At 63.1% G+C, this 23,428-nt stretch carries 21 protein-coding genes and 1 riboswitch; of the genes, 9 read left to right on the forward strand and 12 right to left on the reverse strand.

The window, feature by feature from the left end; all coding sequences use genetic code 11:
- Nucleotides 1-152 precede the first annotated feature (152 nt).
- On the reverse strand, nt 153-2,165 hold the full coding sequence (locus tag NKJ57_RS14380; protein ID WP_352511650.1) for an acetyl-CoA carboxylase biotin carboxylase subunit: 2,013 nt from the start codon (nt 2,163-2,165) through the stop codon (nt 153-155).
- Between the two features lie 238 nt (nt 2,166-2,403).
- Between NKJ57_RS14380 and NKJ57_RS14385 the strand changes: the two genes are divergently transcribed.
- The 6 genes from NKJ57_RS14385 to NKJ57_RS14410 all read left to right on the forward strand — a co-directional run bounded on the left by NKJ57_RS14385 (nt 2,404) and on the right by NKJ57_RS14410 (nt 7,280).
- A complete protein-coding gene (locus NKJ57_RS14385) occupies nt 2,404-3,531 on the forward strand; it encodes an S-(hydroxymethyl)glutathione dehydrogenase/class III alcohol dehydrogenase (protein ID WP_352511652.1) in 1,128 nt (375 codons plus the stop codon).
- A gap of 122 nt (nt 3,532-3,653) precedes the next feature.
- Complete coding sequence (gfa, locus tag NKJ57_RS14390; protein ID WP_352511654.1) at nt 3,654-4,223, forward strand: S-(hydroxymethyl)glutathione synthase; 570 nt, start codon at nt 3,654-3,656, stop codon at nt 4,221-4,223.
- A gap of 64 nt (nt 4,224-4,287) precedes the next feature.
- Entirely contained in the window at nt 4,288-4,761 is a 474-nt protein-coding gene (locus NKJ57_RS14395; protein ID WP_023695438.1) for a YaiI/YqxD family protein, read from the forward strand.
- Nucleotides 4,762-4,782: 21 nt separating this feature from the next.
- Nucleotides 4,783-5,475, forward strand: a complete 693-nt coding sequence (locus NKJ57_RS14400; RefSeq protein WP_352511655.1) for a DUF1345 domain-containing protein — start codon at nt 4,783-4,785, stop codon at nt 5,473-5,475.
- Between the two features lie 151 nt (nt 5,476-5,626).
- The gene (locus NKJ57_RS14405) at nt 5,627-6,487 is read left to right on the forward strand and encodes a cytochrome b/b6 domain-containing protein (protein WP_352511656.1); all 861 of its coding nucleotides are present in this window, start codon (nt 5,627-5,629) and stop codon (nt 6,485-6,487) included.
- Between the two features lies 1 nt (nt 6,488).
- Nucleotides 6,489-7,280 carry a molybdopterin-binding protein gene (locus NKJ57_RS14410; RefSeq protein ID WP_352511658.1) on the forward strand — a complete coding sequence of 264 codons (792 nt, stop codon included), beginning with the start codon at nt 6,489-6,491 and terminating at the stop codon, nt 7,278-7,280.
- Nucleotides 7,281-7,432: 152 nt separating this feature from the next.
- On the opposite strand, the gene NKJ57_RS14415 is transcribed toward NKJ57_RS14410, so the two are convergent.
- Nucleotides 7,433-8,434 (reverse strand): hypothetical protein, encoded by a 1,002-nt coding sequence (locus NKJ57_RS14415; RefSeq protein WP_352511660.1) that lies wholly within the window; start codon nt 8,432-8,434, stop codon nt 7,433-7,435.
- Between the two features lie 189 nt (nt 8,435-8,623).
- A riboswitch (glycine riboswitch) is annotated at nt 8,624-8,710 on the forward strand.
- 148 nt (nt 8,711-8,858) lie between these two features.
- Here NKJ57_RS14415 and gcvT point away from each other — a divergent pair.
- The 3 genes from gcvT to gcvP are packed head-to-tail and all read left to right on the forward strand — an operon-like array spanning nt 8,859 to nt 13,162.
- On the forward strand, nt 8,859-9,959 hold the full coding sequence (gene gcvT, locus NKJ57_RS14420; protein WP_352511661.1) for a glycine cleavage system aminomethyltransferase GcvT: 1,101 nt from the start codon (nt 8,859-8,861) through the stop codon (nt 9,957-9,959).
- Between the two features lie 6 nt (nt 9,960-9,965).
- Nucleotides 9,966-10,334 carry a glycine cleavage system protein GcvH gene (gene gcvH, locus NKJ57_RS14425; protein WP_023688297.1) on the forward strand — a complete coding sequence of 123 codons (369 nt, stop codon included), beginning with the start codon at nt 9,966-9,968 and terminating at the stop codon, nt 10,332-10,334.
- Between the two features lie 17 nt (nt 10,335-10,351).
- Entirely contained in the window at nt 10,352-13,162 is a 2,811-nt protein-coding gene (gcvP, locus tag NKJ57_RS14430; RefSeq protein ID WP_352511663.1) for an aminomethyl-transferring glycine dehydrogenase, read from the forward strand.
- Nucleotides 13,163-13,174: 12 nt separating this feature from the next.
- Here the strand turns inward: gcvP and NKJ57_RS14435 are convergent, their stop codons facing one another.
- From NKJ57_RS14435 to cpaB, 10 genes are all read right to left on the reverse strand, one after another.
- Nucleotides 13,175-14,338 carry a GGDEF domain-containing protein gene (locus NKJ57_RS14435; RefSeq protein WP_352511665.1) on the reverse strand — a complete coding sequence of 388 codons (1,164 nt, stop codon included), beginning with the start codon at nt 14,336-14,338 and terminating at the stop codon, nt 13,175-13,177.
- A 161-nt stretch (nt 14,339-14,499) separates the two neighbouring features.
- Nucleotides 14,500-14,970 carry a hypothetical protein gene (locus NKJ57_RS14440; RefSeq protein ID WP_023667596.1) on the reverse strand — a complete coding sequence of 157 codons (471 nt, stop codon included), beginning with the start codon at nt 14,968-14,970 and terminating at the stop codon, nt 14,500-14,502.
- A gap of 133 nt (nt 14,971-15,103) precedes the next feature.
- Entirely contained in the window at nt 15,104-15,940 is an 837-nt protein-coding gene (locus NKJ57_RS14445; protein ID WP_352511666.1) for a PA3715 family protein, read from the reverse strand.
- Nucleotides 15,941-16,087: 147 nt separating this feature from the next.
- Nucleotides 16,088-17,053 (reverse strand): type II secretion system F family protein, encoded by a 966-nt coding sequence (locus NKJ57_RS14450; RefSeq protein WP_023681595.1) that lies wholly within the window; start codon nt 17,051-17,053, stop codon nt 16,088-16,090.
- A gap of 1 nt (nt 17,054) precedes the next feature.
- A complete protein-coding gene (locus NKJ57_RS14455) occupies nt 17,055-18,020 on the reverse strand; it encodes a type II secretion system F family protein (RefSeq protein WP_023704530.1) in 966 nt (321 codons plus the stop codon).
- A 4-nt stretch (nt 18,021-18,024) separates the two neighbouring features.
- Complete coding sequence (locus NKJ57_RS14460; protein WP_352511668.1) at nt 18,025-19,446, reverse strand: TadA family conjugal transfer-associated ATPase; 1,422 nt, start codon at nt 19,444-19,446, stop codon at nt 18,025-18,027.
- Complete coding sequence (locus NKJ57_RS14465) at nt 19,443-20,657, reverse strand: CpaE/TadZ family protein (RefSeq protein WP_352511669.1); 1,215 nt, start codon at nt 20,655-20,657, stop codon at nt 19,443-19,445. Before NKJ57_RS14465 ends, NKJ57_RS14460 begins: the two co-directional genes overlap by 4 nt.
- 44 nt (nt 20,658-20,701) lie before the next feature.
- Entirely contained in the window at nt 20,702-20,968 is a 267-nt protein-coding gene (locus NKJ57_RS14470; protein WP_352511671.1) for a hypothetical protein, read from the reverse strand.
- Between the two features lie 4 nt (nt 20,969-20,972).
- Nucleotides 20,973-22,373, reverse strand: a complete 1,401-nt coding sequence (locus NKJ57_RS14475; protein ID WP_031193121.1) for a type II and III secretion system protein family protein — start codon at nt 22,371-22,373, stop codon at nt 20,973-20,975.
- Nucleotides 22,374-22,451: 78 nt separating this feature from the next.
- Nucleotides 22,452-23,357 (reverse strand): Flp pilus assembly protein CpaB, encoded by a 906-nt coding sequence (cpaB, locus tag NKJ57_RS14480; RefSeq protein ID WP_352511672.1) that lies wholly within the window; start codon nt 23,355-23,357, stop codon nt 22,452-22,454.
- Nucleotides 23,358-23,428 lie beyond the last annotated feature (71 nt).

The raw sequence follows: 23,428 nt of genomic DNA on the forward strand, positions 1-23,428 counted from the left end.
CCAGCCGCACGGCTCAGAGATTGTTCGAAATTCGCTCTGGCGAGTCATATGATGGTGGTTTCGAGAACCGGAGCGCAGCGGCCATTGGTCCGTGAGCACGGGAAGCGCAGAAACCACCTTCAGGCCGCCGGAATAGAATTTCCAAACAATCACTAGGCGAACTCCATGATCACCGCATCCACAGCCAGGCTGTCACCCGGCTTGGCGTTGAGCTTCGACACGACAAGATCGCGGTCGGCGCGCAACACGTTTTCCATCTTCATCGCCTCGACCACGGCCAGCGTCTCGCCGGCCTTGACCTCCTGCCCCTCGGCAACCGCGATCGACACGACCAGGCCCGGCATCGGGCAAAGCAGCATCTTGGACGTGTCCGGCGCCACCTTTTCCGGCATCAGCCTTTCCAGTTCAGCCGTGCGCGGCAGCATGGCGCGCGCCGTCACCGACATGCCTTTCCAGGCAATGCGCAGGCCGTTTGGCGCCGGCCTGATCTGCGCCGTGACCTTGCGGGCACCGACAGTGCCGCGCCAGATGAGGTCGCCCGGCCGCCAGTCGGACGCCACGGTCAGCGCTTTGCCGCCATCGACCGACAGATCGATTTCCATCGGAATGGAGATCATGCCCTCGATGATCGAAGCCTGGAGATAGTCGTCGCCGAGCTTCACCACCCAATCGCGCTTGAGTGCGCCCGAATGCGGCGCCAGCCGCCCGCCCAGCCGGTCAAGCCGATCGCGGCGCAGAAGCTCGACCGCGGTGGCGATCGCCGCCAGCACTGCCTTTTCATCGCCATTGGGCACGATCGGCGCGAAGCCGTTAGGATATTCCTCGGCGATGAAGCCCGTCGATATCCGCCCCTCGCGCCAGCGCGGATGCTGCATCAGCGCCGCCAGGAACGGGATGTTGTGCTCGATGCCGTCGACGACGAAACTGTCCAGCGCTTCCGACATGGCATCGATGGCCTCGATACGCGTGGGCGCCCAGGTGCAGAGTTTTGCCACCATCGGATCATAGAACATCGGAATCTCGGAGCCTTCGGTGACGCCGGTGTCGTTGCGGATGACGACATCGCCGAACGTGCCCTCCTCCGGCGGCCGGTAGCGCGTCAACCGGCCGATCGAGGGCAGGAAATTGCGATAGGGATCCTCGGCATAGAGCCGGCTTTCCACCGCCCAGCCGTTCAGCTTGACGTCGCTCTGCTCGATCGCCAGCTTCTCGCCGGCGGCGACACGGATCATCTGCTCGACCAGGTCGATGCCGGTAACAAGCTCCGTCACCGGATGCTCGACCTGCAATCGTGTATTCATTTCAAGGAAATAGAAGTTCTTTTCAGCATCGACGATGAACTCGACGGTGCCGGCGCTCTGGTAATCGACCGCCTTGGCCAGCGCCACGGCCTGCTCGCCCATGGCCTTGCGCGTCTTGGCATCGAGGAATGGCGACGGCGCCTCTTCCGCAACCTTCTGGTTCCGGCGCTGGATCGAGCATTCGCGCTCGCCGAGATAGAGGGCGGTGCCATGCGCGTCGGCCAGCACCTGGATTTCGATATGACGCGGATCGACGACGAACTTTTCGATGAAGACGCGGTCGTCGCCGAACGAGCTTTTCGCCTCCGAGCGCGCCCGGTCGAAGCCGTCGCGCACTTCCGACTGGCTCCAGGCAATGCGCATGCCTTTACCGCCGCCGCCGGCCGAGGCCTTGATCATCACGGGATAACCGATCTCGCCGGCGATCTTTTCCGCATGGTCGGCATTTTCGATGACACCAAGCCAGCCCGGTACCGTCGACACTTCTGCGGCATTGGCGAACTTCTTCGATTCGATCTTGTCGCCCATCGCCTTGATCGCCTTGGGTTTCGGACCGATGAAGACAATGCCCTCAGCCTCAAGCGCTTCGCAGAAAGCGGCCCGCTCCGACAGAAATCCGTAGCCGGGATGCACGGCCTGCACGCCCGTCTCCTTGCAGGCAGCAATGATCTTCTCAGGCAGGAGATAGCTTTGCGCGGCAGGCGATGGGCCGATATGCACGGCCTCGTCGGCCATTTCGACGTGCACGGCGTCGCGATCGGCGTCGGAATAGACCGCGACGGTGGCAATCCCCATCCTGCGCGCCGTCTTGATGACGCGGCAAGCAATCTCGCCGCGATTGGCGATCAGGATTTTCGTGAACATCGAATGCGTTTCCTCGGGTCTTTCGTCTTTCTTATGGGCTTCGGCAGCCGGGCTCAAGCACCGCCGGCAGCGCACCCATCAAGACACTCCCGGCCCGCCAGGCCCGTGCCGAGGGGCGAAGGTTGGGCTCGCCGACGACTGGGCCAAGATTTGCGCCATATTTGGTCGCCAAATCGGGTTGAAACAGTATAAAAACCCTGAAAGCCTGAAGACCAATCGCCTTGGGAGGAATTGCCTGATGAAAACCCGCGCCGCTGTCGCTGTCGCCGCCGGAAAGCCGTTGGAAATCATGGAGGTCGACCTCGACGGACCGCGCGAAGGCGAGGTGCTGGTCGAGATCAAGGCGACCGGCATCTGCCACACCGACGAGTTCACTTTGTCGGGCGCCGATCCCGAAGGCCTGTTTCCGGCAATCCTCGGCCATGAAGGGGCCGGCGTTGTCGTCGATGTCGGCAAGGGCGTCACCTCGGTCAAGAAGGGCGACCACGTCATCCCGCTTTACACGCCGGAATGCCGGCAGTGCCCGTCCTGCCTGTCGCGCAAGACCAATTTGTGCACCGCCATCCGCGCCACCCAGGGCCAGGGCTTGATGCCCGATGGCTCCTCGCGCTTCTCGATCGGCAAGGACAAGATCTTCCATTATATGGGCTGCTCGACCTTCTCGAACTTCACCGTGCTGCCCGAGATCGCGCTCGCCAAGGTCAACCCGGACGCGCCCTTCGACAAGATCTGCTACATCGGCTGCGGCGTTACCACCGGCATCGGCGCGGTCATCAACACCGCCAAGGTCGAGCAAGGCGCGACTGCTGTCGTCTTTGGTCTCGGTGGCATCGGCCTCAACGTCATCCAGGGCCTGAAGCTCGCCGGCGCCGACATGATCATCGGTGTCGACCTCAACAACGACAAGAAGGCATGGGGCGAGCGCTTCGGCATGACGCATTTCGTCAACCCGAAGGAGATCGACGGCGACATCGTTCCTCACCTCGTCAACTTGACCAAGCGCGGCGCCGACCAGATCGGCGGCGCCGACTACACATTCGACTGCACCGGCAACACCAAGGTGATGCGCCAGGCGCTGGAAGCCTCGCATCGCGGCTGGGGCAAGTCGGTCGTCATCGGCGTGGCCGGCGCCGGCCAGGAGATTTCGACCCGGCCGTTCCAGCTGGTCACCGGCCGCACCTGGATGGGCACCGCCTTCGGCGGCGCTCGCGGCCGCACCGACGTGCCGAAAATCGTCGACTGGTACATGGACGGCAAGATCCAGATCGACCCGATGATCACCCATTTGCTGAAGCTTGAGGACATCAACAGGGGCTTCGACCTCATGCATGAGGGCAAGTCGATCAGGAGCGTCGTCGTTTACTAAATGCGATCAGCAAAAGTGGCGCCCGGTTTTGCGTCCGATCGCACACCAAACGGAGGAAGAACAAGCCGCCGACCGAAGGGCCAGCGACCGAAGTTGCACAGGTTCAACAAGGGAGGAAGACAATGCCTGAGAAACTGCATCCCAAAATCGACAATGGCTTGCCAAAGGAGAGCGCAAGCTTTGCCGGCGGCACGCTGGTCTGCGCCTGCACCAGCAAGCCGGTGAAGGTGACGGTCAAGGGCCAGATCGCCCACAACCACGCCTGCGGCTGCACCAAATGCTGGAAACCGGACGGCGCGGTGTTCTCGGTCGTGGCGGTCGCCGGCACCGGCGACGTCACCGTCACCGAGAATGGCGACAAGCTGAAGGTGGTCGATCCGACAGCATTGATCCAGCGCCATGCCTGCACCGGTTGCGGCGTCCACATGCACGGCCCGGTCGAGCGCGACCATCCGTTCAAGGGTCTGTCCTTCATCCATCCCGAGCGCTTCCAGGAAGACGGCTGGTCACCGCCGGGCTTCACCGCTTTCGTTTCGTCGATCATCGAATCCGGTGTCGAACCCAAGCGCATGGACGGCATCCGCGGCCAGTTGAAGTCGATGGGCCTCGAGCCCTATGACTGTCTCAACCCCGGCCTGATGGATTACATCGCCACCTGGACGGCGAAGAAGTCGGGCGCGCTGCCGGCCTGACAGTACGAGATTTCTGGCATGGGGCCGGGTAACATGCCGGCCCCATGTCCGTTTTGGAGAGATAATGCCCGCACCCGCCATCTACGTCGACGCCGACGCCTGCCCCGTGAAAGCCGAGGTCGAGAAGGTCGCCGAGCGCCATGGCGTGGTCGTCACCTACGTCTCCAATGGCGGCCTTCGTCCGTCGCGCGATCCGATGATCCGCAACGTCGTCGTCTCTAAAAGCGCCGATGCCGCTGACGATTGGATCGTCGAGAACGCAAAACCCAACGACATCGTGATCACCGCCGACATCCCGCTTGCCGCTCGCACTGTGGCGCTCGGCGCGCATGTGCTTGGGCCAACCGGCCGGCCGTTCACGCCGGAGACCATCGGCATGGCGGTTGCAATGCGCGATTTGAAGCAGCATCTGCGCGAAACCGGCGAGAGCAAGGGCTACAATGCCAGCTTTGCGCCACAGGATCGCTCGCGTTTCTTGGGTGAGCTCGACCGTATCTTGCGGCGGGCTCTGAAATCCGTCACACCCGACCAGACGTGAAGCATCAACCGAGGTCGGGCTATGGCCGACACATCGCCGAATAACCCGTTGCAGCGGCACAAGCAGTTCTTTGTGTCGCTAGCCGTCGGTCTGGTCGTATTTGCCGCGGTATTGCCTTTGATTGGATCGCTCCCCGTCTCCACGCGGCTTGCTTATTCGATTTCGATTGCCGCCGATTCCTTCTTCGTCGTCTTCATCGCGCTCGTCATCGCCAAGATGCCGCTGCTGTCCGGCCGCTATCTCAGCAAGAACGCGCGCGAACTGGACCTCCCAGTGCTGGGCATCTTTGCCATCACGCTCGGCATCGTCGCCATGGCCATCGTCCTGCTGTTCCTTTTGATCAATCACAAGGATCGCGACCCCATCGAACTCGGCTTCGCCATGCTGTCGATCCCGCTTGGCTGGTTCACCATCCATGCCATGGCCGCCCTCCACTATGCGCATGTCTACTGGATGGACGGCGACGCGATCGATACGGACACCAAGAAGAAAATGCCGGTCGGCGGCCTCGATTTTCCCGGCAGCAAACGGCCGGATGGTTGGGACTTTCTCTATTTCGCGACGGTGATCGGCATGACCGCGCAGACCGCCGATACGGCGATCACGACCTCGCATATGCGCCGCGTGGTGCTTGTCCATTCGATCCTGTCGTTCTTCTTCAACGCCGTCATCGTCGCCGCCGTCGTCAATCTCGCGGTCAGCCTCGGCAATTGAGTATCCGTGCCGGCGAAAACCCGTGCCCGTAATAAAAACGTGATCGCATGAAACATCGCTTTCGATAGCGACGTATTGGGAGGACAAGGACGAGCGCGGCCGTCCCAGGACCGCGCAGCCGGAAGGCGAGGAAAAGATGGAAGCCATTGCCATGAGTCAGCCCGGCGCAGGCGTCGATGCCGCCTCACCGAAGGATACGACGCTGATCTACCGGCAATCGCGCTGGACCCGCCTGACGCACTGGCTGTGGGCGATCTCGCTGTTCTTCATGCTTTTGTCCGGCCTGCAGATCTTCAATGCCCGGCCGCAGCTCTACATCGGCAAGCAATCCGGCTTCGAATACAACAACACCGTCTTTGCCATCGGCGCCGAAAACACCGCCACCGGCCCGCGCGGCTATACCGAAATCTTCGGCCATCGCTTCGACACCACAGGCGTGCTCGGCTGGTCGGGCCCGGCCGGTCAGCAGACGTCGCGTGCCTTCCCGTCCTGGGCGACAATCCCGTCCTATTACGATCTCGGCACTGCCCGCATCGTCCACTTCTTTTTCGCGTGGATACTGACCACCACACTGGTCGTCTGGCTCGTCGCCAGCGTCATAAACGGCCACCTGCGCCACGATCTGGCGCCGCGCCTGGACGATCTCAAGCGGCTGCCCCGGGACATTGTCGACCACGCCAAGCTGAGGTTCCACCACACACGCCAATACAACACTCTGCAGAAAATGGCCTATGGCGGCGTGCTGTTCGTGCTGCTGCCGCTGATGATCATCACCGGCCTCGCCATGTCGCCGAGCATGAATTCGGTGCTGCCCTGGTTAAACGAAGTGCTCGGCGGAAGGCAGACGGCGCGCACCATCCATTTCACGGTGATGGTTCTGCTGGTCGGCTTTTTCATCGTCCATATGATGATGATCCTCGCCGCCGGCCCGATCAATGAACTGCGCTCGATCATCACCGGCTGGTACCGCACGGATCCGCCAAGGCATGGCGACACCGAGAGGAGTGCGTGAGATGGCCAAATTCCCGATCAGCCGCCGAAAGTTCCTGACGGGTGCCGGCCTCGGCGTTTCCGGCATCATGTTGTCGGGCTGCGATGCCTTCGACAGCCAGCTCGGCATGGGCGATGGCCTGCGCAGTTTCCTCGAAAACGCCAATGGCCTGACCTACCGCGCGCAACGCTGGCTTGCCGGCCGCGATGCTCTGGCGCCGGAATTCACCGAGGCCGACATCCGCCAGCCGCAGCGGCCGAACGGCGTCACCGCGCCCGACGATGACACCTACAAGGGCCTGCTCGCCAACAATTTCGCCGACTGGCGGCTGGAGGTAACGGGCCTGGTCGAAAAGCCGCTGTCGCTCAGCCGCGAGCAGCTTCAGACCATGCCAAGCCGTACCCAGATCACCCGTCACGACTGCGTCGAAGGCTGGAGCTGCATCGCCAAATGGACCGGCACGCCGCTGTCGCTGGTGCTCGACCAGGCGGTGGTCAAGCCCGAGGCCCGCTACGTCATGTTCCATTGCCTCGACACGATCGACCGCAGCCTCTCCGGGGAGATCAAATATTACGGTACTATCGACCTGATCGATGCCCGCCACCCGCAGACGATCCTCGCCTACGGCCTCAACGGCAAGCCGCTACCGGTCGAAAACGGCGCGCCGCTGCGCGTGCGCGTCGAACGACAGCTCGGCTACAAGATGCCAAAGTATCTCAACAAGATCGAGCTCGTCGACAGTTTTGCCAATATCGGCGGCGGCCGCGGCGGCTATTGGGAAGACAATGGCTATGACTGGTATGGCGGGATTTGATGGCCGCTCGCATACAGCCGAGCACGATTTGACTCCGACCGAACCGAGCTTGCCTGAGGAAGCCGGTTTCGAGCGCGTGGCCGAACTTGGCGATTGGCCTGAAGACACTCCAATACCGTTCTCTGCAAACCGGTCGCAGAAAACGGCGCGGCTTAAGCAACCTTGTCGAGCAGTGGCTTGAGCGCCGGATGTATCTCCGGCGAGGCGAGTTTGATCAGCGTCAGCAGCGCGCGTTCATTGTCACGCAGCGGGCGGTCGGTGCCGATGCGATCGGCCAGCCATTTCGCCTCGCTGGCGTCGATCGTCTCGGCGCGGCGCGCGAGTGCCTCGGCGGCACGGTTCTTCGACTCCCATTCGGCCTCGGTATCGCCGGGCGAACGATAGGCTTCCATGATGCCGGCCAGTCCGCCCGACACCATGCGGCTGAAGAAGCCACCAATTTCGGGCTCGGCCTGGTCCAAGAAACTGTCACGACGCAGCGCCACATCGCGCGTCGGCGCTTCGTAGCCGGCCGAACACATGACGAAATTGGCGAGCGCCTTGACGAACAGGTCGTTCCAGGACGGGTCGTTGTGGGCCGCTGCGGTCTGCTCGTTGATCTGGAACAGCACCTCGGCCTCAACCCGTGTGATGGCGATGTTACCGTCGCCGCCATAGGCATGGAGAATGCGGCGCAACAGATCGACCTCTGCCTTGGCGACCAGCCCGGGAACCAGCGCGCCGCCGAGCATCAGTGGTCCCTTGCCGTCGACCACCGCGTTGGCGACCTGCTCGAGCGCATAGGCGGAGAGCCGGCCGGGCGATGATTTCGCCCTTTCCAGCACATGCACCAGCAGCTCCAGTTCGGTCACACTGTCGACCATTCCGTCGCGCGAGATGGTCTGTATCAGCCAACCGGCATTGTCTTCAGAGATATAGCCTGCCGGCTTTTCCTGGTGGACGATGTAGTCGGTAACGGCCTCGACGAAGAACTCAGGCCATTGCGGGCATTTGTCCGCCGCTGTCGCATCGAGCGCGAACAGTGCTTCAGCCTCGCCGCGCGTCACCACGCCGTCGGCGAACACTTCGCGACGCAGCATGACGACATCTTCCGCCGTGATGCGGTCCTTCGAGGCCAGCCCCGCCACCGGCGCGCTGCCGATCCGTTCGCCCATCTGTCAATCCCCATCCGCCGTGCCCAACGCAATTGCCGGCCAAATTATCAGCCCTGAATATCGGCATTGTCTTGAAAAACCGGCAAACGGCGTGGTTAGCGAAGACTTGTCAGGAAGATGTCGCTGGCAGGTGACAAGGTGTCGCCGACAAGCTATGGATGGCGCGTCGAGGGCTCAGGGTCTGAGTCCTACCTGTTTGCGGGAGAGAGCAGCGCGAGCTGCCGCCGAAGGGGAAATCGCCCGAAATCTCTCAGGCAAAAGAACCGTAGACGGGAAAGACACTCTGGAAAGTCGGGGCTTGCCCCGCGCCGAAGGTGTAAGCGTCGCCGACAGAGTTCCGGTTGCGCGAGTCTCTCAGGCTTCAGACAGAGGGGCACGGACTGGTCGCCAGCAGCGGCCGATTGCGTGCGACTCTGGAGATGACATGACGGGCGACGACACCAAACACCTTCCCCTCGAAGATCTGCACACCGCCGCCGGCGCACGCTTTGGCGCCTTTGCGGGCTGGTCTATGCCGCTGATCTATCCGGCCGGCGTGATGAAGGAGCACCTTCACACCCGCGAACATGCCGGCCTGTTCGACATTTCGCATATGAAGCTGTTCGCTGTCAGCGGACCGGGCGCTGCGGCACTGCTCAACCGCGCCAGTCCGCTCGATGCCGGCGCGCTTGAGATTTCACAGTCCAAATATACTTTCTTCCTCAACGAGGCCGCCGGGATCATCGACGATCTGATCGTCACCCGGCTCGGCGCCGAGCGCTTCATGGTGGTCGCCAACGCCGGGAATGCGGTCGAGGACGAGAAGCATCTGCGTGCGCTGGCCGCGGACTTCGACGTCAAAGTCGATGCGCTCGACCGCGTCTTCCTGGCGATCCAGGGGCTGGAAGCCTGGGCTGCCTTGTCCCGCGCCGGCATCGAGACCGGCTCACTCTTGTTCATGCATGGCATCGAGCCGAAGCAAAACTGGTTCATGAGCCGCTCCGGCTACACCGGCGAGGACGGCTTCGAGATCGGCCTGCCGGAGGCGGATGCGCGCGCTCTGGTCACGAAACTGCTCGAGGACGAGCGTGTGTTGTGGATCGGCCTTGCTGCCCGCGACTCGCTGCGGTTGGAGGCCGGCCTGTGCCTGCACGGCCAGGACATCACGCCGGAGATCGATCCGGCCAGTGCCGGCCTGATGTGGGCGATCCCCAAAGATCTCCGCGCCGGCGGTTCCTTCATCGGCGCCGATGCGCTGCGGTCCATCCTGGAGCGCGGGCCGTCGCAAAAGCGCGTCGGCCTGAAGCCGGATGGCCGCCAGCCGGTGCGCGCCGGCGCTGCTTTGTTCGATGCCGACGGCAATCCGGCTGGCCACGTGACATCAGGCGGCTTCGGTCCGTCGGCCGGCCATCCTGTCGCCATGGGCTATGTGTCAACGGCCTTGGCCAAGCCGGGCACGAAACTGTTCGCCGACGTTCGCGGGACGAAAATCCCGGTCGATATCAGTTCCATGCCCTTCACTCCTCATCGCTACCGCAAAGGATAAATCCCGATGGCAAAGACCTATTTCACACAAGACCACGAATGGCTGAGCGTCGAGGGAGGCATCGCCACCGTCGGGATCACCGACTATGCGCAGGAACAGCTTGGCGATCTCGTCTTCGTCGAACTGCCTCAAATCGGCACGAAGCTCAGCAAGGGCGATACCGCCGTGGTCGTCGAATCCGTCAAGGCGGCCTCCGATGTTTATGCGCCGGTTGACGGCGAGATCACCGACGCCAACGGCGCGCTGTCCTCGGACCCGTCGCTGGTCAACTCCGCTGCGACCGGCGACGGCTGGCTGTGGAAGATGAAGCTCGCCGACGAAGGCCAACTCGCAGGCCTCATGGATGAGGCCGCCTACAAAGCCCATATCGGTTGATATCAGGACCTATTGCCATGAGCGCAGCACTTACCCCCTTCTCGGCCCGCCACATCGGTCCTGATGTAAACGATGTCAGAGCCATGCTTGCCGTGATCGGCGTTCCCTCCGTCGAGACGCTGATCAGCCAGGCTGTGCCGCAGTCGATCCGCCTCGACCTGCCGCTGGCCCTTCCCGCGCCGGCGAGCGAAGCCGAAGCGCTGGCCGAATTGTCGGCGATCATGGCAAAAAACACGGTGCTGAAGAGCTTCATCGGCGCCGGCTATCACGGCGTCCACGTGCCGCCGGTCATCCAGCGCAACCTGTTCGAGAACCCGGCCTGGTACACCGCCTATACGCCCTACCAGGCCGAGATCAGCCAGGGCCGCTTGGAAATGCTGTTCAACTTCCAGACCCTGGTCACCGAATTGACCGGCCTGCCGGTGGCTTCGGCTTCCCTGCTCGACGAAGCGACGGCGGTGGCCGAAGCGGTCGGCATCGCGCTGCGCCATCATCGCGACAAGCGCACCAAGGTGGCGCTGGCCGGCACGCCGCATCCGCAGACGCTGGACGTCGTGCGCACCCGCGCCGAGCCGCTCGGCATCGAGATCGATGGCGAGACCATCGACGACAACACCGCCGCCCTGCTGGTCTCCTGGCCGGACACGTTTGGCGTCTATGGCGACCACAAGGCGGCGATCGAGAAGGCTCGCGCCACCGGCGCCGTGGTCGTCTTCATTGCCGATCCGCTTGCGCTCACGCTGACCGAAGCGCCGGCCAGGCTTGGCGCCGACATCGCCGTCGGCCCGATGCAGCGCTTTGGCGTGCCGATGGGCTTTGGCGGCCCGCACGCCGCCTATTGCGCCGTCTCCGACAAGCTGACCCGGCTGATGCCCGGCCGCCTCGTCGGCCAGTCGATCGACAGCAAGGGCCGTCCCGGCTATCGCCTCGCCCTGCAGACGCGCGAACAGCATATCCGCCGCGACAAGGCGACCTCCAACATCTGCACCGCGCAGGCGCTGCTTGCCAACATGGCGACCGCATACGCGATCTGGCACGGGCCCACTGGTTTGCAGGCGATCGCAGCCCGAATTCATGAGCTCGCCAACGGCCTCGCAGCAGGCCTGAAAACCGCTGGTGTTTCCGTGCTCGGCTCAAGCCGTTTCGACACGGTGACGGCCGAAGTGAAGGGCAAGGCAGCTTCGATCGCCGCTGCCGCTGAAAAAGGTGGCCGGCTGCTGCGCGTCATCGATGCCGACCGCATCAGCATCGCCTTCGACGAAACCTCGACCGAGGCGGATCTCGAGGCTATCGCCGCCCTGTTCGGCGCCAAGTCCGGCGCTACTGAGGCCGGCGCGATGCCCGGCAAGCCGCGCGGCAAGGAGTTTCTGACCCAGCCGGTTTTCCGCGAAAACCACTCCGAGACCGACATGATGCGCCTGCTGCGCAGGCTAGCCGACAAGGATTTGGCGCTCGACCGCACCATGATCCCGTTGGGCTCCTGCACCATGAAGCTCAACGCGGCGGCCGAAATGATGCCGGTCAGCTGGCCTGCTGTCGCCAACCTGCATCCCTTCGCGCCGGCCAGCCATTCGGCCGGGTATCGCGCCATGGTCGGCGAGCTGGAAGGCTGGCTGGCGGAGATCACCGGCTTCGACGCCGTCAGCCTGCAGCCCAATGCCGGCAGCCAAGGCGAATATGCCGGTCTGCTCGCCATCCGCGCCTATCATCGCGCGCGCGGTGAAGGCCATCGCACCATCTGCCTGATCCCCCAGTCCGCGCATGGCACCAATCCGGCGAGTGCGGCGATGGCCGGCATGAGCGTCGTCGTCGTGCGTTGCCTGGAGGACGGCAATATCGACATGGACGATATGCGAGCCAAGGCCAACGAGCATTCTAAGAATCTCGCAGCTCTGATGTTCACCTATCCCTCGACGCACGGCGTCTACGAGGAAGGCGCGCGCCACCTGTGCGCTCTCATTCACGAACATGGCGGCCAGGTCTATTTCGACGGCGCCAACCTTAACGCGCTGGTCGCGCTGGCGCGGCCCGCAGACATCGGCGCCGATGTCTGCCACATGAACCTGCACAAGACCTTCTGCATCCCGCATGGCGGCGGCGGTCCGGGCGTCGGTCCGATCGGCGTCAGGGCGCATCTGAAACCCTATCTGCCGGGTCATGTCACGGAGGGCTCGGCGCATGCCGTGTCCGCTGCCCCGTTCGGCAGCGCTTCCATCCTGCCGATCACCTGGATGTACATCCGCATGATGGGGGCCGCCGGCCTGAAGCAGGCGACGGAGACGGCGATCATCTCGGCCAATTATGTGGCGACGCGGCTCGCGCCGCACTTCCCGCTTCTCTACAAAGGCAGGCACGATCGCATCGCGCATGAATGCATCCTCGACACGCGCGTCCTCAAGGAGAGCGCCGGCATCAGCGTCGACGATATCGCCAAGCGACTGATCGATTACGGTTTTCACGCGCCGACCATGTCGTTCCCTGTCGCCGGCACGCTGATGGTCGAGCCCACCGAGTCCGAGCCCAAGCGCGAACTCGACCGGTTCTGCGAGGCGATGATCGCCATCGCCGGCGAGGCAGCGAAAGTGGCGAAGGGCGAATGGCCGATCGAGGACAACCCGCTGGTCAATGCCCCGCACACGGCGGCCGAAACCCTTGCCGGCCAGTGGACCCACCCCTATTCGCGGCTGGAAGCGGCCTACCCCGCCGGCGATGTCGATACAGCGGCCAAATACTGGCCGCCGGTCTCGCGCATCGACAATGTCGCCGGCGACCGCAACCTCGTCTGCTCCTGCCCGCCGCTGTCGGAATATCTCGGCGCCGCCGAATAACACTCTGGCCTGTCAGGCTGAGCGCAGGGCCGGTCCGTCGGCTTTGCCGTTGAGGACAAGCACGCGATTTCGCCCCTCGTTCTTGGCCGCGTAGAGCGCCCGGTCGGCCTCGGCCAGCACTTCATCCAGGCTGCTGCCGTCTTCCTTGCCAAAGCCAATGCCGCCGCTGACGCTGCTGCGCAACGGCCCGCGCGGCGTCGGCACCACTTCCGTGCCGAAGGCGACGCCGATCCTGCTGGCGAGATCGTAGGCCTTGTCTTCGGTCATCCGAGACATGACCAACGCGAACTCCTCGCCGCCCAGCCGGAAGGCGTCGACGCCAACCCTGTCATACTTCTTGATGACTGCGGCGAAACGGCAGAGCACCCGATCGCCGACGGGATGGCCATAGACATCGTTGGTTCGCTTGAAGTGGTCGAGGTCGAACATGGCGACCGACATGAACGGGCCGAAGACGCGCTCGCGATAGAGCGAGTTCAAAGCCCGCCGGTTCATCAGACCGGTCAACGGGTCGGTCAGGGTCTCGGCCTTCAGTTCGATCTGTGCCTGCAGATGATGCAGCGACAGCGTCAGCGCGCCGAGAGCCGTCATGCAGGCGACCGCCACGACCGAATTCAACCGCTCGGCCCAATTGTCGGGTGCGACGCCGAGCACCCACTGGCCCTTGACCAGAAGCACGGCGCCGCAGAGCCCGAAGGATACGCCGCAGACGCCGCTTAGCGCCGAAACGACCAGCAGAATGCCGCGATCCTGACCGCCCTTGATCCAGAACATCACCCCGATCGAGGCGAGCAGCACTGTTACCGTCGTATAGGTGAGGATGAAGCCGACACCATCGAAACCGAGATAGGTCACGCCGGCGCAGACAGCGATCGCGAGCATGGCCGGCAGGACAGCGCGGCTGTAATTGCGCACACCAAGATATTGCATGGCCGAAAGTGAAAGCGCCAGGAAACCGAGGCTGAGCAGCGCCAACGCTGCCTGACAAAGCAACGGACTGGGCTCCCTCGTGTAGCGCCAGAAGACGATGACGTGGGCGACAAGGACGAGAATGCCGCACGCAACCGTCAGCACGAAGCGTGCACGCGGCGCCGTGAACCAGATCACAAACATGGTGACGCTCAGGCATGTGCCCGACAGCGCAGCCGCCAGCAATAGCGAACTGAAATCCAGCATGGATGAGCGGCAACCTTTGGGATCTTCGATTTGTGGCGCATCATAGGCATGCAACCGGCCGGAGATACCGTTTTCGGCCGGTTTTCAAAGCAACCTGCCGACAGGGTTTACAAAGCGTCGACTGCCGTCCCGCGAAGCTCGGCACGCGAGTGTCCCTAGTCTCAGCCCTTGTTGAGCAGCGCCAGATTGGCGTTGATCACGCTCGGGTCGGCCATGCCGGCCCTTGCTTCCATGAGCAGCGCTCTCGCCTTCTTCTTGTTGCCGCGCAGCAGCTGCGAATAGCCCATATTGTTGACAATCTGCGGCTTGCGCCCGGCAACCTTCAAAAGCTGGTCGTAGGCGCGGTCGGCGAAGTCGAAGCGGCCGAGTTCGTCATAGGAGGCGGCAAGCCCCATCCATCCCTCGGCACTGTCGGCCTTCAGTTCCACGGCCTTGCGGAAATGCTGTTCGGCAAGGCCGTAATTGGCCTCGCGGAACTGCGCCTTGCCTTGCGCAAGGTCGGAGGTGCTGACGTCTTTTGCCACCGGTTGGATCGATGTGGTCTTGGTTTTGTCGACGTTGTCGGTCGTGCAGCCGCCGACCATCAAGACCGCCGCTAGCGCGGCCATTGCCGTGAAACTTCTGTGACGCATGCCCCTGGCCCCAATCGCCCGATTTACCGGGTCGTTCTCTGAGGAAGCAGACTACAACAGGGCGATTAAACTTCAGTGCGGAAACGCGCCTAAAATTTGGTTTCGGGCACAGAAGCCATTAACCAACCGAAGCCTAGTCCGGCTCCATCGACTTGAGCCCCGCCGGAAACTGATAGCGGCTGCCGTCATAGCGCAGCCGGTAGGTTCGTTTCATGGACCTTCCGGGATGGGACTGGCACTCGCCATTCTTGTCGACAGACGGATTGTCGGTGTCCAACCGCTCGGACACTGTGATGTCGTGATAGCCGTGATGTCTCGCCGGGCTCATCGCCAGGCTGACCCGGCTGGATTGAAAGGATCCTGCGCAATTGGTGTCGCCTTCGCCGCCAAAGCCGGCCACGATGATGCCGTCGAGCACCAGGCGCAGATCACCGCCGTCAAGGGCATAGAGCCGCAGGTCGGTTTCGCTGAAGGGATTGGGCCGCGAATGGCTTGCCATATGGATGCGCAGGCCAAAGCCGGTGACACCGGGCGCCAGGCCATAGCGGCCGGTATCGAATTCGACCTTGTTGATGGCGATGGCATCATCGGTCATCAGCCCGGGCTGGAGCAGGCGCTGGCGCACCTGCCGGGTCTTCCTGTCGACGACCAGAAGGTCGACATCGCCGACATGCCCGTCGTCGCTGGATTGGGAGCTGTCGATCAGCGGCACGGCGACCAACAACAGGTCGTCATGGGCGGGCCAGATCTTGCAGACCACGCCGAATGGCGCATCGCCATCCCAAAGCGTCTGGGCGATGCTGGTATGAGGCTCGAGCGTGAAGGAGGCGCCATCGGCACTCTTTTGGGCCTTGGGATATGCCTGCTGCACCAGAGCGACAGCGTCGCCGCAATCGTCGGCCGCGGCCGAGGCCGGCGACAGACTGGCGGCGGCGAGGCAGAGGAAGGCGGTGCACAAGACTATTCGCATGGACGGCTCACTCATTTTGCTTTTTGCGGATTTTGCCGAAGGAGAGCGGCCAAACCGGCCGGATATGACTATCCAGGCGAAGCGTAGTTGAAGTGAGTAACCGCAGAAAGCCGCCGGGCGGCCACTTGGTATCTACTGCCTTGGTATCTACTGAACCGCCGTCATTTTGACGATGATCGGGATGACGGCGATCATCAGCACCACCGGCAGGATGCACACCACCACTGGCACCGACATCTTGGCCGGCAAGGCATGTGCCTTCTCCTCGGCCAACGACATGCGCTTGTGGCGCATTTCGTCGGAGAACACGCGCAGCGCCCCGGCGAGGCTGGTGCCGAGTTCCTTCGACTGCTGCAAGAGCGTGGCGAAGGAGCGCACCTCGTCCAAGCTGAGGCGGTCGGCGAGCGCCTTCAAGGCATCGTCGAGGCTGCGGCCGGCCCTGAGTTCCAGCGACACCAGCTGCAGGTTTTGGCTCAGCGACGGATAGGTCTTGGCCAGTTCCTTCGAGACCCGCTCGATGCCTGCCTCCATGCTCATGCCCGCATCGGAGCAGACGATCATCAAATCCATGAAGTCGGGAAAGCCGTTGCGGTATTCGCGCATCTTTTCCCGCACCTTCTGGCTGAGCACCAGGCCGGGCACGAAATAGCCGGCGGCTCCCGACAGGATGATGAAGGTCCAGCGGCTGGTCGCGGTGGAATCGGCGCTGCCCATCCAATGGTTGACCAGGAACGCGCCGATCGTTGCGCCCACCAGGCAGGCGAAGCGGATCAGGAAGAATGTGCCGATCGCGCGCGGCTCCATATAGCCCGCCTGGATCAGCTTCATACGCAACCGGGCGACATTTTCCGGATCGCTCTTGGCGTAGAATTCCTGCGCCCGCTTCACTGCCTTCTCGCGCACGACGCTCTGGTTCTTCTTCGGCGCCGCCTCGGCCTGTTGGGGAGTCTTGCTGTCGTCGATCTTGAGCCGGCGCTTGAGATCGTTGCGGTCGCCTTTGGCTACCACGAGCGGCCATGCCACCGCGCTGCCACCCAACACCAGCAGCAGCGCGGCTACCGGCATCAGCGACGTCGGCGCCAGCGATGCAAGAAACTGGATCATCTGCTCCATCTCAGAACCGGAAGTTCGACATCTTGAACATGATGATGTTGCCCAGCATCAGCCATGTCACGGAACCGCCCAGCAGATACCACGTCTTCGGTACATCCCAGACGCTCTGATAGAATTGCGGCATCATCACCATGATGGTGGCGAACAGCAGTGCCGGCACCGCCGTCAGGATATAGGCCGACATACGACCCTCAGTCGAAATGGCGCGCACCTTGCGGCGCAGCTTGCCGCGTTCGCGGATCGTCGTCGACAGCCCGTCGAGGATCTCGCGCAGATTGCCGCCCGAACTCGTCTGGATGGAAACCGCGGTGACGAACAGCGGCAGATCCTCCTGGCCGACGCGGTCGAACAGTGAATTCAGCGCAGAAACCAGGTCGGAACCATAAGTCACCTCGTCGGAGATAACGCCGAATTCGGTGCCGATCGGATCGGACATCTCGCGCGACACCATCGAGATCGCCACCGGAACCGGATGCCCGGCCTTCAAGCCGCGCGTGATCAATTCCAGCGCCTCCGGCAACTGCACGCCGAAACGCTTCACCCGCCGGGCACGCTTGGAACGCAGCACAATTACCGGCAGCAGCGCTGTCAGCACCACAAACAGCAAAATGGCGAGCAACAGCGGCAGCCCGTACCAGAGCGCGACGAGCATCATCGCCAGCGCCACGCCCGTCGTCATCGTCAGGAATTTCGGCAACGGCATCACCATGCCAGACTGCGTGCGCAGCGCGCGAAAACGGTCGGGCGAGAAGAATGACGTGCCGGAATCGAGGCCGCGTTCCTTGCGCAGCTGAATCAGCACCTGTTCCTGGCTGATCTTGTTTTCCTGCAGCCTCATGCGCCGGTTGATGGCCAGGCGCTTGTCGCTGCGGCCGGCATAGAGCAGATAGCAGCCTTCGGCGATCATGATGCCGGTCAGCGCTGCCGCGGCATAAACGACATAGATCGGGCTGAAATTCTCGAACACCCGGCTACTCCTGCGGCCGGCCGGGTTCGAAATATTTGCCGGGGAATTCAATGCCCATATTGCGCAGGTCCTCGAGGAAACGCGGGCGAATGCCGGTCGCCTCGTAGTGACCGAGGATCTTGCCGTCGGCCTCCATGCCAGTGCGCACGAAGCGGAATATCTCCTGCATCTGGATGACGTCCCCTTCCATGCCGGTCACCTCGGCGACGCTGGTCACCTTGCGCTTGCCGTCCGACAGTCGCGTCAGCTGGACGATAAGGTCGAGCGCGCTGGCGATCTGACTGCGGATCGACTGCACCGTCATCGGCATGCCGGTCATGCCCAGCATCTGCTCGAGGCGTGAAATGGCGTCGCGCGGCGTGTTGGCGTGGATGGTCGCCATCGAGCCTTCATGTCCGGTGTTCATCGCCTGCAGCATGTCGAAGGCCTCCTCGCCGCGGCACTCGCCGAGGATGACGCGGTCGGGGCGCATGCGCAGCGCGTTCTTGACCAGGTCGCGCTGCTTCAGCTCGCCATGACCTTCGATGTTGGCGGGGCGCGTTTCCATGCGCGCGACATGCGGCTGCTGCAGCTGCAGTTCGGCCGCGTCCTCGATGGTGATCAGCCGTTCGTCTTCCGGAATGAAGGCCGACAATGCGTTGAGCATCGTCGTCTTGCCGGTGCCGGTGCCGCCCGAGATGATGGTCGTCTTGCGGGCGTGGACTGCAGCCGCCAGCACCTCGGCCATGTTCTGGGTGATGGCGCCGAACTCGACCAGCTTGTGCAGGCCGAGCTTGTTCTTTGAAAACTTGCGGATCGACACCAGCGGCCCGTCGACGGCGACCGGGCGAATGGCGGCGTTGAAGCGCGAGCCGTCGAGCATGCGGGCATCGACCATCGGCTGCGATTCGTCGACCCGGCGGCCGACGGCGGCGACGATCTTGTTGACGATGCGCAACAGGTGCGCCTCGTCCTTGAACGGGATATGGACCTGCTGCAGCTTGCCCCGTTTTTCAACGAAGCAGTTCTGGTGGCCGTTGATCAGGATGTCGTTGATGTCGGGGTCCTTGAGCAGCGGTTCCAGCGGGCCGAGGCCGACCATCTCATCGACGATGTCATCGACCAGCGCTTCAAGTTCGACGGTGTTGATCGCCATACGCTCCTGGCGGGTCTTTTCCGACACGAACTCCTGCACCTGCCGGCGCATCTCATCCTTGGGCAGGCGCTCCAGCGCGACCAGGTTGATTTCCTCGAGCAGCAGCCGGTGGATGCGCACGCGGGCATCGAGCACCTTGTTGGCGCTTTTTCCCGGTGTTGTCTCCGGCTTCGGCGGCAAGGCCTTGCGGTTCGTCGGGATGACCACGGCGTGATGCGCGACCGGCGCCGCCTCGGCCGCCTTCGGCGCGCGGACGTCACGGTTCTGCAGGGTCGAGAAGCGGCTGGTCATCCGGCTTTCCTCTTCAGGAGGCCCCTGCCGATGCCGAACAGCGAGCGCGATTTCTCCGGCGTCACCACGGCTTCTTCCGGCAGGATGATCCTCTTCAGATCGTTGACGACATTGGCGTTCGGGTCGATCTCATGCAGCGGCACGCCGCGGTCGACAGCTTCACGCACAAGCCGGTAATTGTTGGAGATGCCGCCGACGAAATGCTCGCCCAGGATTTCCTGGACATCCGCCTGCTTGATGCCGTTGTCGAACATCTTCTGCTCGAAACGGTTGACGATCACGTTCGGCTTCACTTCCTTGCCTGCCGTCTCGTAGACCGCCTGGATCAGCCGCTGCGTATGGCGCAGGCACGGCACCGTCATTTCGGCGACGATGTAAAGCTTGTTGGAGCCAAGCAGCACCGTTTCCGTCCACGGAAACCAGGTGCGCGGCATGTCGATGACGACGTTGTCGAAATAGGCCGAGACGAGATCGAGCATGCGCACCACGACGTCGGTCTTAAACGAGCGCATTTCCGACGGATGCGTTGGCGCCGCCAGCACGCAGAGCCCGCTCGAATGCTTGGACAGCATCACATCCAGCAGCTGACGGTCGAGGCGCTCGGGCTGGTTCTCGATTTCGGTGATGTCGAAGCGCGGCTCAAGGTCGAGATATTCGGCGCAGGCGCCTTGCTGGAAGTTGAGGTCGACCACGCAGGTCGACGCGCCGCGCGTCACCGAATGATGCAGCTGGAAGGCGGTCTGCAGCGCCAGCGTCGTGGTGCCGACGCCGCCGGCGGCCGGCATGAAGGTATAGATCTGCGACTCTGTGTTTTCCTCGCGCCCCGGCCCTTGCAGCGCGCGCACGACCGACCGCACCAGATCGGCGGTGGTGATCGGCTTGACCAGGAAATCGGCGACCTGGAGCTGCACCAGGATACGCACTGCGGCTGCGTTGAATTCCTGGGTGACGACGACCACCGGAACGCGGCCTTCAAGCCGGCGCATGATGCGCTGCAGCGACTCGATCTCTTCCAGCTTTGCCGCATCCATGTCGACGATGAGCGCGCCGAAATCGGCTTCCTGGACCTCGCCGCGCAGTTCGGTAATGTTCTTCTCGACGGTCGAAAGCTGGATCACCTCCGAGGCCGCGAACGCGGTGCGCGTATCCTGCGCAAAGGTCCGGTCGCTGGACACCAGCAGGATCTTCTTGGTCTTGATGCCGCTTGCCATTTTGTCAGCCTGTCAGGTCATTCCCGGTCAAATCACCGGGCAAATCAATCGGTTGTCGCTGTCGGTTGCACGGCCTTGGCAGCAGCAGCCTGGTCGGCGGCGTTGACTGCCGCCTCACTGCGCTGCGCCGGCACCAGCAGCCTGGTGTTCTGGACGCCGTATTTCCAGGGATCGACCATCTGCATGGCCGTATTGGCGGCCTGTGCGTTGCCGGCGGCAATCGTCGGTCCCTCGGAGCGGACATAGTCGTCGCTGGTGCAGCCGCTGGCGAGGCCGGCGATCAGCAGGGCGATGCATGATTCCACGCGCATGGCTTCAATCCTTCGGCAGGTCGAGGAAATGCCCGACGGTGGTGACCGCGGCCGGCTGTGCCGTACTGCCGCTGGCCATTGCCACTGCACGATTGGCGTCGGATGATTTCACTTCCTCGGTGTTGTTTAGGAAATAGTCGACATTGCTGGCCGGCTGCGTGCCGTCGGTCGGCTCGAGCAGCTTCTTCGACGGATCGACCGGCTTGACCAGATAGGGGGTGACGATGATCACCAGATCGGTCTCGCGCCGCTGATATGATTTGGAGGAGAACAGCGAGCCGAGCACCGGCAGCTTGCCGAGGCCGGGAAGACGCGACGTGGTGATGTCGTTCTGTGACTGCAGCAGGCCGGCGATCATGAAGCTCTGGCCGTTCTTCAGGTCGACCGATGTCCTGGCGCGGCGCACGATAAAGCCCGGCACCGAGATATTGCCGATATTGTAGGAGGCCGAAGCATCGATCGAGGACACTTCCGGCGCGATGTCGAGGCTGACCAGCCCGTCCTTGAGAACCGTCGGCGTGAAGTCGAGGCTGACGCCGTATTTCTTGTAGCTGACGGAAATCTTGCCATTGTCCTCGGAGACCGGGATCGGGAACTCGCCGCCGGCGAGGAAGCTTGCCGTCTGGCCCGAGCGGGCGATCAGGTTCGGCTCTGCCAGCCGCCGGGCAAGGCCACGTTCCTCCAGCGCCTTGATGGCGACGTCGATCGACAGGCCGTTGGACAGCAGCCGGCCGATGATCTCGCCATTGCCGGCTCCCGGCACCGAGCCCGGCTCGATGGTGACATCGCGCCCGCCAATGCCGTAAGCAAAATTGGCGCTGTATTTGGCGCCGAGATCCTGTCCGGCCTGGCGATTGATCTCGACGAAGCGGACGTTGAGCTGAACCTGCTGCGAGGACGAGATGTTGACCGAATTGATCACTTCCTCATTGCCGGAGAAGCGGCTGGCGATCTTGCTTGCCTTCTCGGCGGCGACCGCGTCATCGGCCTCGCCCGACAGCACGACGCGGCCATTGGCCGAGCCGACCTTGATCTTGGCGTCCGGCACGCTGGCGCGAATGGTGCTGGCCAGCTGGTCGGTGTCCAGCGTCACCTCGATGTCTACGGTGCCGACCAGCTGCTTGTTCTCGTCGAACAGCGCGATGCCGGTGGTGCCGAGATTGTTGCCCAGCACATAGAAGGATTTGTCGGTCAGCGGATTGACGTTGGCGATCTCCGGATCGCCGATGACGATCTGGTAGAAGGCGGCATTGGTCATGACCGTCTTCGGCTTGCCCTTGGCCACCTTGATCGACGCATTCGTTGTCGACGAGACATGGACTATATCGTTGTCGGCCTTCGCTGGCGCGCTGAGGCCGAGCATTACGGCCGCGGCAAGGCAAGCCCCCACCGCAAGCGCCCGCATTGGGCGCAGCCCTTTCGTCGTCTGAAATGCATGAAGTCCCGACATCTGTCCCGTCCTTCGCCCGGTCCCCACCGGCAGTTATTGCTGGTCCCGCGCAGGAACCTGGTATTCTTCGACCTGCGTGCCGCGCGTCACGATGATCGTCTTGAATTTCGGCTTCTCAGGCTCCTTGGTCGCGGCAGTGAACAGCGCGCCGGCAGCGGCCTGGACGCCGGAGGCGACCGATCCGCCGAAGGACGAGATGGTGGTGACGCCGTCCTTGGCGGCACCACCGTCGGCGGCCGAGCGGAGCGACAGCGACAAGGTGCCGACGGTGCGGGCAAGCGCCACTTTCTGCGCGCCTTCGGTCGTCACCTCGATGGTCACGGAATTGGCGATCTGCGGCGTGGTCTGGCGCTCGTCGGCGCCCTGTCCGACGGTCAGCACCTTGGCGTCGGAGACGACGATCTCGGAGGTAACGGTCGATCCGGCAGCGCCCTGCGCGTTCTTGGCCACTTCCTGGATTTCGCCCGCATCGCGTGTCAGCACCACGTCGACCCGGTCGCCCGGCATGACGAAGCCGCCGACGCCGGCGATCTCGTCTGTGCGGATGGTCACCGCCCGCATGCCGGGCGTCATCATGTTGGACAGCGTCGCGCGGCCGTTCGGCCCCGACAATTTGCTGATCAGCACCGGCTCGTTGATCTCGATTGGCGACAATACCACGCGGCTGCCTTCGGCGAGCAATGCATTGACTGTGGTGAACGCGCCCTGCGGCACCGAATCCTCGGACCATGGGATTTCGCTGAGCTGCGCCCGGTCAAGCTCCATGCCGTAACGCAGCGGCGCGTTGGCCACCACGATGGTCTTGAAGACGACCTTGGGGGCTGCGGGCGCCGGGATCGACGCCGTTTTCTCTTCGGCATCGGCCTTGGCCTGGCTTTTCACCCAGAAATCCGCGGCAAAGATTGAAATCGCGCCGAAGACGGCAGCGATGCCAATCATCGTTATGGCCTTGCCCCTCACAACCAACCCCTGACATTCGTGGTCTTTTGTTTTGTTGAGGCGACGCTAGG

Origin of the sequence: Mesorhizobium sp. M0077, from assembly GCF_040322955.1 — a bacterium.
Classification (GTDB): domain Bacteria; phylum Pseudomonadota; class Alphaproteobacteria; order Rhizobiales; family Rhizobiaceae; genus Mesorhizobium.